8 protein-coding genes are annotated in these 14308 nt (G+C 33.3%); 4 read left to right on the top strand and 4 right to left on the bottom strand.

The window, feature by feature from the left end:
• Positions 1 to 35: 35 nt before the first annotated feature.
• Positions 36 to 1424 carry a tRNA uridine-5-carboxymethylaminomethyl(34) synthesis GTPase MnmE gene (gene mnmE / locus AMD28_RS06345; RefSeq protein ID WP_055443316.1) on the top strand — a complete coding sequence of 463 codons (1389 nt, stop codon included), beginning with the start codon at positions 36 to 38 and terminating at the stop codon, positions 1422 to 1424.
• 4 nt (positions 1425 to 1428) lie between these two features.
• Here the strand turns inward: mnmE and AMD28_RS06340 are convergent, their stop codons facing one another.
• Together AMD28_RS06340 and AMD28_RS06335 are read right to left on the bottom strand one after the other, a co-directional pair.
• A complete protein-coding gene (locus AMD28_RS06340) occupies positions 1429 to 2238 on the bottom strand; it encodes a hypothetical protein (RefSeq protein WP_055443315.1) in 810 nt (269 codons plus the stop codon).
• 276 nt (positions 2239 to 2514) lie between these two features.
• Positions 2515 to 7938: an HYR domain-containing protein gene (locus AMD28_RS06335; protein WP_055443314.1), complete on the bottom strand. Its 5424-nt coding sequence runs from the start codon at positions 7936 to 7938 to the stop codon at positions 2515 to 2517.
• Positions 7939 to 7969: 31 nt separating this feature from the next.
• Between AMD28_RS06335 and AMD28_RS18610 the strand changes: the two genes are divergently transcribed.
• A complete protein-coding gene (locus AMD28_RS18610; protein WP_161804623.1) occupies positions 7970 to 8134 on the top strand; it encodes a hypothetical protein in 165 nt (54 codons plus the stop codon).
• A gap of 468 nt (positions 8135 to 8602) precedes the next feature.
• Here the strand turns inward: AMD28_RS18610 and AMD28_RS06330 are convergent, their stop codons facing one another.
• Positions 8603 to 9412 carry an HYR domain-containing protein gene (locus AMD28_RS06330; RefSeq protein ID WP_055443313.1) on the bottom strand — a complete coding sequence of 270 codons (810 nt, stop codon included), beginning with the start codon at positions 9410 to 9412 and terminating at the stop codon, positions 8603 to 8605.
• A gap of 572 nt (positions 9413 to 9984) precedes the next feature.
• Between AMD28_RS06330 and AMD28_RS06325 the strand changes: the two genes are divergently transcribed.
• Positions 9985 to 11958 carry a T9SS type A sorting domain-containing protein gene (locus AMD28_RS06325; RefSeq protein ID WP_055443312.1) on the top strand — a complete coding sequence of 658 codons (1974 nt, stop codon included), beginning with the start codon at positions 9985 to 9987 and terminating at the stop codon, positions 11956 to 11958.
• A 2-nt stretch (positions 11959 to 11960) separates the two neighbouring features.
• Positions 11961 to 13418: a hypothetical protein gene (locus tag AMD28_RS06320; RefSeq protein ID WP_055443311.1), complete on the top strand. Its 1458-nt coding sequence runs from the start codon at positions 11961 to 11963 to the stop codon at positions 13416 to 13418.
• Positions 13419 to 13543: 125 nt separating this feature from the next.
• Here the strand turns inward: AMD28_RS06320 and AMD28_RS06315 are convergent, their stop codons facing one another.
• Positions 13544 to 14200, bottom strand: coding sequence for an HAD family hydrolase (locus tag AMD28_RS06315; RefSeq protein ID WP_055443310.1), 657 nt, complete (start codon positions 14198 to 14200; stop codon positions 13544 to 13546).
• Positions 14201 to 14308: the final 108 nt, after the last annotated feature.

Genomic DNA, 14308 nt, shown 5'->3' with positions numbered 1-14308 from the left:
TTAGTTTTATTTTAACAATTGCTTACTTTTGCGGTATGATATTAAACGACACTATAATTGCATTAGCAACACCTTCAGGAGCTGGAGCTATAGCTGTAATAAGACTTTCTGGTCCAGAAGCTATTACTATTTGTTCTGCTTTTTTTAAATCTATTCATAATAAAGATTTAAGCAAACAAAAGACGCATACTATTCATTTAGGGCATATTATAGAAAAAACGAAAACGCTAGATGAAGTTTTGGTATCTGTTTTTAAAAACCCAAAATCGTATACAGGTGAAAATGTAGTCGAAATTTCTTGTCACGGATCTATATTTATTCAGCAAGAAATTATACAATTGTTTTTACGTAATGGTTGCAGAATGGCAAATGCTGGAGAGTTTACTTTACGTGCTTTTTTAAATGCAAAATTAGATTTAAGTCAGGCAGAAGCAGTTGCAGATTTAATTGCGAGTGATAATGAAGCTTCACATCAAATTGCCATGCAACAAATGCGTGGTGGTTTTTCTTCGGAAATTGCTAAACTACGTGAAGAGCTTTTAAACTTTGCATCTTTAATAGAATTAGAATTAGATTTTGCTGAGGAAGATGTAGAATTCGCAGATAGAGCACAATTTAAATCTTTAGTAGAAAGAATTGTGTTTGTACTAAAACGATTAATAGATAGTTTTGCCGTTGGTAATGTCATTAAAAACGGAATTCCTGTTGCTATTGTTGGAGAACCAAATGTTGGTAAATCTACATTGCTTAATGCCCTTTTAAATGAAGAAAGAGCTATTGTAAGTGAAATTGCAGGAACTACAAGAGATACTATTGAAGACGAAATTGTTATTGGCGGCATTGGTTTCCGATTTATAGATACTGCAGGGATTAGAGAAACAAAAGACGTTGTTGAAAGTATTGGTATCAAGAAAACTTTTGAAAAAATAGAGCAAGCACAAGTGGTTGTCTATTTATTTGATGCCGAAAAATTTAAAACCAATAGCGAAAAGTTTATTGTTGAAATTGAAAAAATAAAAAACAAATATCCTTTAAAACCATTATTAGTGATTGCTAATAAATTAGATATTCTTTCTGATAGTGAAGTGGAAGCTTTAAAAGCTTCTATTGAAAATCTACATTTACTATCTGCAAAAACAGGAATTGGAGTAGAAGAACTAAAGGATAAACTTTTAGGTTTTGTAAATACAGGAGCTTTGCGTAATAACGAAACTATTGTTACCAATTCTAGACATTATGATGCATTACTTAAGGCTTTTGAAGAAGTAACTAAAGTAAAATATGGTTTAGAATCTGATTTATCAGGCGATTTACTAGCAATAGATATTAGACAAGCTCTTTACCATTTTGGTGAAATTACAGGCGAAATTACAAGTGATGATTTACTAGGTAATATATTTGCTAATTTCTGTATTGGGAAGTAACTGTTTACTTAAACACCAGTTTTTTAACAGTGACACCATAATCGTTATACACTCGAACAATACCAAAATTTTGCTTGATGAAAGGTGTAGATAATCTGTATTCTTTTGCTTGTATCTTTTCTTGATTAAAAATGCGTTTTCCTAATAGATCGTATATTTCTAATTTTGAAATATTCTGATTAGACGTTATATAAATTTCTTTGGATTGTCTTAAAAAAGAAACAGAAGTTTTTTGTGTGTCGTTCTCATTTATAGAAAGTTGCGCATTACTAGTGCTATTGTAAATAGAACCTTCAGTATTGTTTTTGAAAGCAATGAAATAACGGTCTAAATGTATTCCTTGATTAACGTTTTCCTGAAAATCCATTTCATTTAGTAAGGTGTAAGTATTGTATAGCGCATCAAATAAAAAGACATCAATATCGGAGTCAAAATTTTCTAAAGTATCTAAAGCTATAGATATATCACCAGCATTAGAAATAAACATACCTAATGGATATTGTTTGTTGTCCTCAAAAGCACCAACAGCTTGTATTACGTATTGTTCGTCTTCAATCATCCAGTTAAGGCTATCTGGATAAGTGCCTGCTTCTATTGCATCATATCCATAATCAACACCATCTGTAGCAGCATTGTTAGGTGTAAATCCTAAAAGTAAATGTTTTACATAACCGGTAGGCATTGTAAAATCTATTCTAACACGCTGTATTTCATTATAAGCTAAAGCTTCTTTTGTGTTTTTTGTAAAAGCGTTTATGTTGGTAAATGTAGCAGCGCACAACACCATAGCGCATAAGTAGGTTAGTTTATTCATTTTAATAGGTTTTCAATGAATTGATATGATTTGGGACTGCGAAGATATGTGGTTTTAATATTAAAATCTATTAAAAGCATAAATAATCGACGAAATACACGTTTGTAAAGTGCTGATTTGGAGTGTAATGTTGGATGTAATTTTTTTAAATTTCTTCTGTTTAATTAAATGAAAGCGCTTAATCGATTGGTATAGTTGACATCTGTGAAAATGTATAACGCAAAAAAGCGACCCAAAAAGGATCGCTATTTTAAAATATAATTAAGAATGTCATATTTACTGTTTCACCACCACTTTTTTGTTAATGAGCGTATTATCTGACGTAATTACTTTAATAATGTAAGTTCCTTCAGATATTTTTTTAACAGGAAGTCTACATTCACGAGATAATGGCGCATTAGTTCCGTTCCAAGATTTAACAGTTTGGCCTAATAAGTTAACCAAATATACTTGTTTGATTTCTGTTCCATTTGGCACATTAATATAGATTTCACTGGAAGCCGTTAAGTAGTTAATCACAACGTTAGAGAATTGCTCTTCTTCGATATTCAGTTCGGTTTCATCTTGAAAACTGATAAAGTACCTATCACTATGGCTTCCTGGATCTAGTTCTACTTGATAATTAGCAGTATTGATTTGTGTATAGGTTCCTAATAATGCATCATATATATAAACAGCAATCTCTTCGTTAAAATTTTCAAGTTCGGTTAGTGCAATTTGTATGTTTCCAGAAATGCCTAAATCAATAGTAACAGGATACATATTCTCTGTGTTGAATGCTCCAACAGCTTGAATAACATATTTTTCACCTTCAATAATAAAGGACATATCACTTGGGTAATAATCTGTATTTAAGGCATCATAGCCATAGTCAACACCATCACTAGCTTCATTGTTAGGAGTGAAGCCTAACAGTAACGGCCTTACCGCTCCTTCTGGTGAAGTAAAATTTAAACGAATACGCTTTATTAAACCACTAGTGTCGTTATTATTGTCTTCATCCGTTTTTAAGAAAACAGACATACCTAAAGTTTCTTTAACAAAAGCACGTTGGCTGTTATTAAAAGTGATGTTTCCACCATCTGCATCACCAGTAACATAAAAACCTTGTCCAACGGTAATGTGTTTTCTAGGTAATAAACCAACCGATCCAATACCTCCTAAACCAATAGGAGGTGTGGTTGCAGCGACTGCACCAGTTAATGAGTATGTAGCGTATCCACCTTCATAATCTGCAGTAATATGAGATGCATTTGTTTTAGAATGTTCCCAGAAATATAGCGGACCTGTAATGCTTCCTACATTTTCCAAAATAAATAGATCTGCATCTATTGCTGAAGGGTATGGATTACCAACTAAGGCTTCATTTCCACCAGTTACAGGAGTTATAATAGTACCATTATTTGGTTGCCCTACAAAGGTGTAATTTTGAAAGTCCGTAATAGGATCTCCAACACCACTACCTTTCATGGTAAATCCAAGACCGACAGGAACATTGTAAGTTTGGTTTATTCTATTCCATGCGGCATAATTTCCTGCGGTATGATTTTCATATAAATATAACCAACGGTTACTTAATGTTATAGGGTTTGAGGTAGCAGTAGCATCATCTGCACCAGTCCAATTTACTGGATTTGCACCATCATGAAGTGCGCTAATTTGGTAGGTGCTTCCGTTTGTACTTACAGGAGATCCCCAGTAATTATAATTGTATAAGTTGGTTGTTCCTTGTTGATCACGATGAAGGGTTCCTGTTCCTGAATAATCCACTTCACTTCCCATTGGTTGTAATAATTGGGATTCATCCTCTAGGTTTAACACGCCATCAATATTTAAATAGTTGTTAACGGTTAATACTTGATCATTATTAATCGTGAACGTATTGGTATCCACTAATAAACCAAGAACTGTAGTGGCTCTATTACCAGAAAATACATTATGCTGGGTTCTAACAATGTTCCAGTTTACAGGAGTTCCATTAACTCCGTTTGAGTTAGGGATTTGCTGTACGTTTCCATTAAGCCAAGTTCCTGCAGTAGTCCAATTACCGTTATTATTGCTAATATATGGTAACGGAGCAGTTTCGGCTTGAAGCGTATTCATATTAATTAGATTACCAGTAACGCCTAAAGTGGAATTAGTATCCAGTGTTCCATTTGAAATATCAGAACTCTGATTCATTTTATAATACGCCATTAAATCTGTATTCCAATTTAAAGGTCCAGTTATGTCTTTTGGAATAACAGCTCCTCTAATTAAGCCTCCATTAGGTTCGATTTCTTGGTTCATCATTTCTCTAATTTGAGTTGCACTTAATGCCGTATTCCAAATTTTAAGTTCATCTAACCAACCGTTATAATAGTTTGTTGGAGCTTGATTTGTTCTACTCATTGCGCCAGCTAAGAAATCAAAATTATTAACTGCAGGTAATACGCCTGGTGTGAAGTTAATAAGAACACCATCTATATACAGTCTGTAAAATCCGGAATTATAGGTTACTGCAATGTGGTACCATCTATTTGTGGTTATACCATTACCTACAATAGCTCCTGTTGCATTCCATCTAAAAGAAATACTATTATTAATCAATCTTAAGTCATATCCAGAATTTAGATTAGTAGCGTTTCGTTTCGAAATAATGGTTTGAATATTACCATTAATAGCATTTGGTTTTACCCAAACCTCTAGGCTGAAACTTCCGGATAGCGTGTAAGAATTATTAAAATTAATATGATCATTTGTACCATCAAAATCAATTAGGATACCACAATTGTCAGGCATAGTAAATGATATAGTATCGCTTAATGTACCACATATATTACTATTGGTAGCTAGCCATTCTAGCGTATAAGTTCCATTGCTTTCTCCTGTAAAAATAGCATTGGGATCATTTATGTCAGAAAAATTATAACCAACAGGACCTGAAGTTACAGACCATTCTCCAGTTATTCCTGTTGCAAATGCGGAAGCAGTTAAGGCTATAGAGGTGGAACCACAATTTGCTGGGTCGATAGTTACGGAACCAGCATTTGCTGTTACAGATTCTTGAATCGTAATATTTGTAGTAGTTGTTATAGAACCGCAACCAGTTGTAATAGGTGTGGTGTAAGTAATTGTATAATTTCCAGGAGTACTAGAACTTGGTGTGAAGCTACCGTTAGTTGTATTTAATGTAAGACCGGCAGGAGAACTACTATAGGTTCCGCCCGAATAGTTATTCGTTCCAGATAAACTTGCAGGTATACTAGTGCTATTTTGGCAATATGAAGAGGAACCATAACTTAATGTGGCTGTTGCTGGTTGATTGACAGTTATTGTAATGCTTTCTGCTCCCCAAGGATAAAAAGTTTGACATTGGTTTCCTAAACCTAAAGTTGGATCTAATCTTACACGTCTTATATGATATACTGTTGATTGTGTTAGAGCTGGAGTTGTATAAGTATATGTTCCATCTGCTCCAATTATAGCAGTTGTAAACAGAAATCCAGGTATATTGTTATTCGTTATAGTGCGTGCTCTAAATCCAACTTGTTGTCCAGGTACTCCTTCAAAGACTATATTAGTGGATTCTCCTGAACAAATTGTAGTATCTGGAGAAGTGATTTCAGCTTCGGTTTCTTCTAAGATGTGAATTTGCATCTCATCGAATACAGGTGCTCCACATTCCGTAATTGTTTCTTCACCATAAGTTTCTAATGTTATGGTTATAACGTCTCCTGGTTGAGCATTGTTAATATTATAAGTGTCAGTTTCTGAATTGTCAGGTATTATGCAACCGAACCAAGTATTCCAAAGACATTCATTCTCTGAAAAAGAACCACCTGCACCATTGTCATTCCATCCCCAGAATAAAAGAGGTACCCAATCGGCATCTCCATTCATTGTTATTGAGCCATTTCCGTTACTATCTAAATCACTTGCACATAAATAAATGTCTGTACCAGCGTTAATACTTGCGCTATTACCGTTTATTGCAATTTCAAAGGTCGCTGAGGAGCTTCCACATGGGTTATCTAAAGTTAGGTTTACCGTGTAAGTATTTTGTGTTAACACGGTATTGTCAATGTAAACGCCTATTTCATTTCCATTATTGTTTGTTATTTGCAATTCGCTAGGCACACTCCAATTATAAGATTCAACATTCGAATCAGCAGGAATAGTAAGTGTTACCGTTGTTGTTGGACATACTAAACCAGAAGGGCCAGTAATAATAGGTGTGCTTGGTGGAGAATCATAAACATTTATAAGAATGTTGTTACTTTCTAATTTTGGAGTACATGGACCTATGGCAGCTTGAATATTATATGTTCCAAAAGTCAACCCGCTTGGTGTGTAAACGTTAGAGGTTGTGGATTGTACTAATAGACCATCCACATACCAATAATAAATTGGTGTTGCTGTACCAAAATTAGTTGCAGTAGCTGTAAAAGTTTCAAAACTAGTACTACAAACCGAAGTGTCAGGTGTTGAGATGGTTATGTCTGCATTTGAAGGTAAATTAATAATTGTAACTGTTGCATTACAAGAATATGTATTACTAGCATTATCTGTAGCTGTTAGAATTACTGTATTAATGCCTATATCACTACAATCAAAACTAGTTTGTGATGCACTTAATGTGAAGGATGCACATGAGTTGCTATTATTTATATCTTCAGGCAAAATAGTGGCATGCCCAGTGTTGTCGAGTTGTACTGTTATATTTTGGCAAACTAAAATTGGCTCAACAGTAACAATTTGTGTGCAAGTGTCCGTTAATCCTGCGCCATCAGTAGCCGTCCAGGTTACAATAGTTTCTCCAATTGGAAATAAAACAGGAGCATTATTAGTATATCCTGCACCACAATTATCCATTACTGTTGGCATACCTAAATTAACACCAGATGCTGTACAAGATCCAGAATCTACATTTACTGTAATGTCTCCCGGACAAGTAATTATTGGAGCTGTTACATCTTGAACAGTTACGGTTTGTGTACAAGTTGCAGTTAATCCTGCTGTGTCTGTAACTGTCCAAGTTACCGTATGTATACCAACGGGTAGTGGTAAAGTTAGATCATTTGTTACTGTTGCAACACTGCAATTATCAGTTGTAGTTGGCGTTCCTAAAGTAACGGTTGCTGCTTCACAATTAGCATCTGCATTTACTGTAATATTTGTTGGACAAGTAATCGTTGGTGTTTCTACATCTGTTACAATTATGGTAAAAGAACAAATTGTATTATTTCCATGACCGTCTGTTGCCGTATATTCTATAGTTGTTGTTCCTATTGGGAACAAGCTGCCAGATGTTAAACCAGTTGCATCTGTTTGAGTTACAGACGCCGTTCCACAGGTATCTGTAGCTGTTGGGATGTTGTAATTAACAATAGCTCCACATGCCCCAGTATCATTATTTCTAGAAAGGTTAGAAGGACAAGAATCAAAAGTTGGAGGAATAGTATCCTCAATAATCACATTCTGATTTGCAGTAATCACGTTTCCGTTTCCATCATCAAAAGTCCAAGTTACAATGGTTGTTCCTTGTGTTGTAATAGGAAAAGTCGTTGAGGTTGTTCCGGTAATTGTTCCGCTACAAACATCTGTAGTTGTTGGAGGCGTTAAAGTGGTTACTTCACATTGATCCATTATATCTGAAAGCGAAGGAATCACAGGATCTGTAGTATCCTCAATAATCACATTCTGATTTGCAGTAATCACGTTTCCGTTTCCATCATCAAAAGTCCAAGTTATGATGGTTGTTCCTTGCGTTGTAATAGGAAGAGTCGTTGCAGTTGTTCCAGTAATTGTTCCGCTACAAGCGTCAGTAGTCGTTGGAGGCGTTAAAGAAGTTACTTCACATTGTTCCGTTATATCAGTAAGAATAGGAATAACAGGATCTGTAGTATCTCAATAATCACATTCTGATTGCAGTAATCACGTTTCCGTTGCCATCATCAAAAGTCCAAGTTAATGGTTGTTCCTTGGTTGTAATAGGAAAAATCGTTGCAGTAGTTCCGTAATTGTTCCCTACAAGCTCAGTAGTCGTTGGAGGGTTAAAGTGTTACTTCACATTGATCGGTTATATCTGAAAGTGTAGGAATACAGGATCTGTAGTGTCGTTAATAATCACATTCTGATTTGCGTAATCACGTTTCCGTTGCCATCATCAAAAGTCCAAGTTAATGGTTGTTCCTTGTGTTGTAATAGGAAAGTGTTGGTGTTCCAGTAATTGTTCCGCTACAATCGTAGTCGTTGGAGGCGTTAATGTTACTTCACATTGATCGGTTAATCGAAGTAGGAATCACAGGATCTGTAGTATCCTCAATAATCACATTCTGATTTGCAGTAATCACGTTTCCGTTTCCATCATCAAAAGTCCAAGTTATGATGGTTGTTCCTTGGTTGTAATAGGAAATCGTTGCAGTGTTCCAGTAATTGTTCCACTACAAGCATCAGTAGTCGTTGGAGGTGTTATAGTTGTTAGTTCACATTGTTCCGTTATATCTGAAAGTGTAGGAATAATGGGATCTGTAGTATCGTTATAATTATAGGTTTGTGGTACAGAAATAGAATTTCCATTACCATCATCAAAGGTCCAATTTATTATAGAGCTTCCACCTTCAGAAAACGCTAAAGTATCTGTAGTTGTACCAATAATGGTTCCTGCACAAGTATCTGTTGTGGTAGGAGTAATAAGTGTTCCTGTGCAACCTACTGTTAAAGGTGTAAGCGTTGGTGTAATTGGCGCCTCATTATCTAAAACGGTTACATCAAAAGTACAAGTATTTCCAGTTGAGGTATTAGTAGCATCATGTTCTTCATAAGTCACAAGGGTTGTTCCAACAGGGAAAGTATCGCCATCACCTAAAGGAGTTATTAAAACCATAGAACCTCCAACAATATTGGTCATTGGAAGAATAGAAGTTACTACCGCGCCACAAGTTCCTGGATCTACATTTACCGTATTGGAAGAACTAGGGCAGAAAGTAATATTCCTAAAAATAGAATGACTTTGATCAGTATGTTCAAAATCAGATACAAAAGAAATATACGTGCTTAGAGACAGACCGTATGTGTTAGTTGTCGTTATGCTAAGCGAGTGATTTGGGGTCTTAGCATTTTTCGAAAATCCATTAAAACTACTTATAAAAATAGTTAAAATAAGCGTGTGAAAAACGAGTTTTTTATTCATAATAGCGATTATTTGTATATATAGGTCAAGCCATTGGTTTAACACCATGACGAAATCTTGTTCATTAAATAATTTGCTATTAATCTTAATGAGAGAAGCAAAAATATACGGAGTTCGGCTTCCAAAAGAATTTAATCGTTAAACGACTTAATTACTCTTTGAAGCTGTTTTAGTGGTGTTTATGTTGATAATTAGTTAATTAAAAGACAATTTCGATTGTATTCTTAACGAATTAAAAAGCTCTGGTTTTATGCTATTGTTCTTAGTCCATTGAAAGTGATTAATGGTTGTAAAATCAGGGTGTGAAAATATGATATTCAGACTGTTATATCGTGATTTTAAAATGACGCTATTCCGTGAGTCTGTATTTCAACCGAAAAAATGCACGATATACCGATGTTTTTTTTGGAGGTTAAAAAACGTTAAAAAATTATAAATAACTGATTATTAGTGTTTTGTATTTTGTTTTCTGTTTTAAGTAAAAGTTGGCACTCCTTTTGGCATTAGCTTTAAGGAAGAAATTAGCAGAATAATAAATAACCCAAATCTACCACTAACTTTAAACCTTAATTATGAAAAGAAAATACTTTATATGTAATAGCCTTATACTCTTTAATTTTTTGTGCTGTTATTCACAAATTGTAAATGAAGGCATCTTAAATATTTCAGCAGCAACAGATGTGTATTTTGAAAATGAATATACGAATTCAAGTACTGGTATTCATAAGAGTAGCGGAAACCTATATTTAAACAATAACTTTATTAATGATGGGACTACGGAATCTTTATTAGGGACTACGTATTTTAAAAGTTCTGAAAATGCATTATTAAGTATCTCAGGAACTTCCAATGCTATTCATTTTAATAATTTAGAAATTGATATTACAGCAGTAAATAAAAAAGGAATAACTGTAGCGGATGGATTTGCGTTAAATGTTTCTAATTCCATTAACCTATTAAGTGGTGATGTTAGGTTAATTGATGAGGCGCAGCTAATTCAAACACATGCAGGTGTAGACGCTAATACTATTAGTACGGGTAAAATCTTAATAGATCAACAAGGTTATGCATCTGCTTACAAATTTAATTATTGGGCATCACCAGTAAATAATAGTGGTACATTTTCTTTTTCTGGAGGTTTGTTTGATGGTACAGATTCTAGTCTTAATTTATTTGATCCACAACAAGCATTGTTTAATACTGGTTCACCTCATAACGGTACACCTTCTGTTCTTGATGGATTAAATAATGTTACTACTGCATTATCCATTAATAGAAGATGGTTGTATACCTATTTACAAGGGACAGGTTCCTATTATGATTGGGTTGGTTTAAATGAAAACAGCTCTATAAACCCAGGAGAAGGTTACACCATGAAAGGAACTAATACTCTTTTATCTAATCAAAATTATGTGTTTTATGGTGCTCCAAACAACGGAGACTATTTTACGCCAATAAATGCTGGAGAAGAATCATTATTGGGTAATCCTTATCCTTCTGCTTTAAATGCAAATAAATTTATCCTAGATAATTTAACTATTCTAGATACACTATATTTTTGGGTAGATGGAGGTTCAACTTCGCATTTAACTACAGATTATTTAGGAGGTTATGCTATTAGAAATTTATCGGGTGGTATTCCTGCGTCAGTCAATTCTCCTTCCGTTGCAGGTGTTGGTAGTATATGGAGTGTTACTCCTAAACAATACGTGTCTGTTGGTCAAGGGTTTTTTGTTACTGCTTACGGAAACGGACCTATCGTTTTTAATAATTCGCAAAGAGAATTTAAAACGGAATCTTCAGGGAATACTATTTTTCTTAAAGCATCTGATACTTCAGATAATGATACCGAATTGGATAGTAATAATCAATACCTAAGAATAGGTTATGAAGATCCTGAAGGTTTTCATAGACAACTCCTTTTAGCTTTTTTACCAGATACAGATGCAGATATAAATTATAATCTTGGCTATGATGCTTTAATAATGGAACATAGAGAGGATGATTTGTTTTATGTGATTGATGATGAGTTAGATAAAAAATATGCAATTCAAGGTTTAGGCAGTTTTGAGGAAACATTAGAGTTTCCATTAGGTATCTTAATTTCAGAAAATGGTTCGCATCAAATAATGATAGATGCGGTTGAAAATTTTGAAAACACGGTTTATTTAAAAGATAATGTTTTAAATACTACGCATGATTTAAGTGCATCTAATTTTAATATCAATCTACCAATAGGAGAGCATTTAGATAGATACTCTATTGTTTTTTCACCTGAAGAAACATTATCTACCAACAATCAAACAATTTCTAATATAGATGTTTTTTATGATGGAAATGAAAATGTTGTTGTGAATAACCAGAATAGAACTCAAATAAAAAGCATAAAAATATTTAATGTTTTAGGGCAGGAAGTTTTAACACTGACTTCAAACCTAAATGCAAATGATAAAATACAAATTCCTTTTAATCAAAGTCACGGAATTTATTTTGTAAAAGTAGAAGCTATTAATAGCGAATTAACCAAGAAGATCTCAAACTATTAATTATGAAAAATTTAAACCAACGATTACTAACATTAGCATTAATAGCTTTTGTTAGTTTTAATTACAGCGCCTTTTCTCAAGTAGGAATAGGTGTATTATCACCAGATCCTTCCTCTATGTTAGATGTAACTTCTACCGATAAGGGAATTTTAACACCAAGAATGACTTCTGTACAAAGAATAGCGATATCCAGTCCTGCACAAGGTTTATTGGTATTTGATATTACAGAAAATGCATTTTATTTTTATAAAACGAGTTCTTGGACGAAGTTAGATTCAAAATCAAGAAACAATCATAAAATAATATCTTCTGAAGCAGATTTAAGTGAAGAACTTACCGCCGGAGGAGGAAGTAAATATTTATTATCTTCAAATACTTTGTATGAAATAAATGGAACAATTAGTCTTGCACAATCTATAGATTTAAACAACGCTTATATTATTGGCTTAGATACCAATGAAGATGTTTTAGAGAAAACTGGAGGAACCATGTTTGTTGGTGCTACAGGAGGTAGTATAAGAGGTGTAACGCTTTATGTTCCAGGAGGAACTGTTTTTAATTTGACAGGAACGAGTACAGAGAATTTTGTGTTTAGAGATTCGATCGTTTCAGGTGCTACATCTGTAGGTACTATTAGTGGATACGGATTAGCCTTTTTAAGTATTATTCAGTTTGCAAATAATACATCTGGAATAACCTATAATAACATTACAGATTTATTACTGAGTAATATGGGATGGTTTTCAAACAATTCTGGAACCTATGAAACATTTACAGGAACCTTCAATAACCTTCAAAAACAAGGTGGTTTTTCTGAAATGGATGGATCTGCAATTGGTATAGATGTTAGTACTAGTCCTGTAGTTGAAAACGGAGTATTAACAAGTGTAAGTTTTAGTGGCTCTAGTACAGAATATATTAAAAAGTATGGTTCTGGTTCTTTTACAGGTTATAATTTTACAAATTCTTGGACCGTAAATTGTCCTGGTATACCAGCAGAGTCAGATCAATTAGCGACAGGTCATATATACTATAATGATGATATTACAACAGGTTTTGTTCAAAATGTTTTCGGTAGTGGAGCATTTAATCTGGTAGGAAATAGTGATTCTAATACTACTACAGCAGTAAATCTACTAAGAGTATCTTCTCCAGTATATAATAGATTAACTTATTTAGGAAAGAAAACCAGAACATTCCAAATTAGTGCATCGATATCTGTAAGAGGAAACGTTAGTGTTGGTGATTATTACGCCTTTTTTATCAGAAAAAACGGAAGCGAAACATTAACAGAAACAAATACTTTAATGCGAGTAAATCTTTTAACAGACATTACAAGTAATTCCATTTCAGGAACAGTAGAGTTAGAACCAAATGAGTTTATTGAAATTTGGGGACAAAGATTATTAGGCTCTGGTACCTCTATCACAGTTTTTTCTTTAAATCTTAATATGAAATAAGCCTTTAATCTTAAAACAATTTTAATTAGGTTTTGCCTAAATATTAATAGCAACAAAAACATCTCTAGTTTATTTTTAAACTAGAGATGTTTTTTATTAAAAAAGTTTGTAATTTTTTAAAGCAATTAAAATAAGTCTTTTACTTTATCAAAAGCGATCTCATTAAAATTGGAAACCACTTTGTTTGCTAACGAATAATCTTGGTTTTTAGAATTTAAGCTATCATAACCAATACAGTAAATACCAGCATCATGAGCTGCTTTAATTCCGTTAGTAGAATCTTCAATGACTAAGCATTCACTTCTTTTAAAACCAGAAGCTGTAGCTGCTTTGGTAAATATTTCTGGATGAGGTTTGGAAGCTTTTAAATCTGCACCACTTAATTTTGCAATAAAATATGGATCTAAATCAAATTTAGTGAATACATTATTTATAGTAAGCATAGAAGCAGAAGATGCTAGAACTAAAGTTAATCCGTTTTTATGATAATCTTTAATAATGTCGTGAACACCATCTATTAATTTTAAGCTTGGATCATTAAAAAAAAGGTCTTTAAAATGATGTCTTTTTCTTTCAACAAGTTCGTTAGCATTTACATTTAAATTAAAATGAGTACATAATTTTTTACAAACATTTTTTGTAGACTGTCCGGTAAGACTTTCGTATAAAGCAGTATTTACATTCATGTTGTAATCATCAAACATTTTGTGATATGCTTTGTGGTGTAATGGTTCTGTATCTACAATTACACCATCCATATCAAATAAAATAGCTTTTAGCATGGTTGTTTTTTTTACGAAGATAAGTGATAGTATATTTTTTTATTCTCTAAAAAATAGAATATTTTGCAAATACAATTTTATAATATGATTTACACGCTTGTTTTTATA

Origin of the sequence: Lacinutrix himadriensis (assembly GCF_001418105.1) — a bacterium.
GTDB lineage: Bacteria > Bacteroidota > Bacteroidia > Flavobacteriales > Flavobacteriaceae > Oceanihabitans > Oceanihabitans himadriense.
Note: the sequence above shows the minus strand (reverse complement) of the source record. Positions and strands in the feature narration are given on the sequence as shown.

Bases quoted from the DNA above. Each gene is read 5' to 3' on its own strand.
- AMD28_RS06330 (WP_055443313.1), bottom strand. From the start codon at position 9,412: ATGAATAAAAAACTCGTTTTTCACACGCTTATTTTAACTATTTTTATA.
- AMD28_RS18610 (WP_161804623.1), top strand. From the start codon at position 7,970: ATGATGGTTGTTCCTTGCGTTGTAATAGGAAGAGTCGTTGCAGTTGTT.
- AMD28_RS06320 (WP_055443311.1), top strand. From the start codon at position 11,961: ATGAAAAATTTAAACCAACGATTACTAACATTAGCATTAATAGCTTTT.
- AMD28_RS06340 (WP_055443315.1), bottom strand. From the start codon at position 2,238: ATGAATAAACTAACCTACTTATGCGCTATGGTGTTGTGCGCTGCTACA.
- mnmE (WP_055443316.1), top strand. From the start codon at position 36: ATGATATTAAACGACACTATAATTGCATTAGCAACACCTTCAGGAGCT.
- AMD28_RS06315 (WP_055443310.1), bottom strand. From the start codon at position 14,200: ATGCTAAAAGCTATTTTATTTGATATGGATGGTGTAATTGTAGATACA.
- AMD28_RS06325 (WP_055443312.1), top strand. From the start codon at position 9,985: ATGAAAAGAAAATACTTTATATGTAATAGCCTTATACTCTTTAATTTT.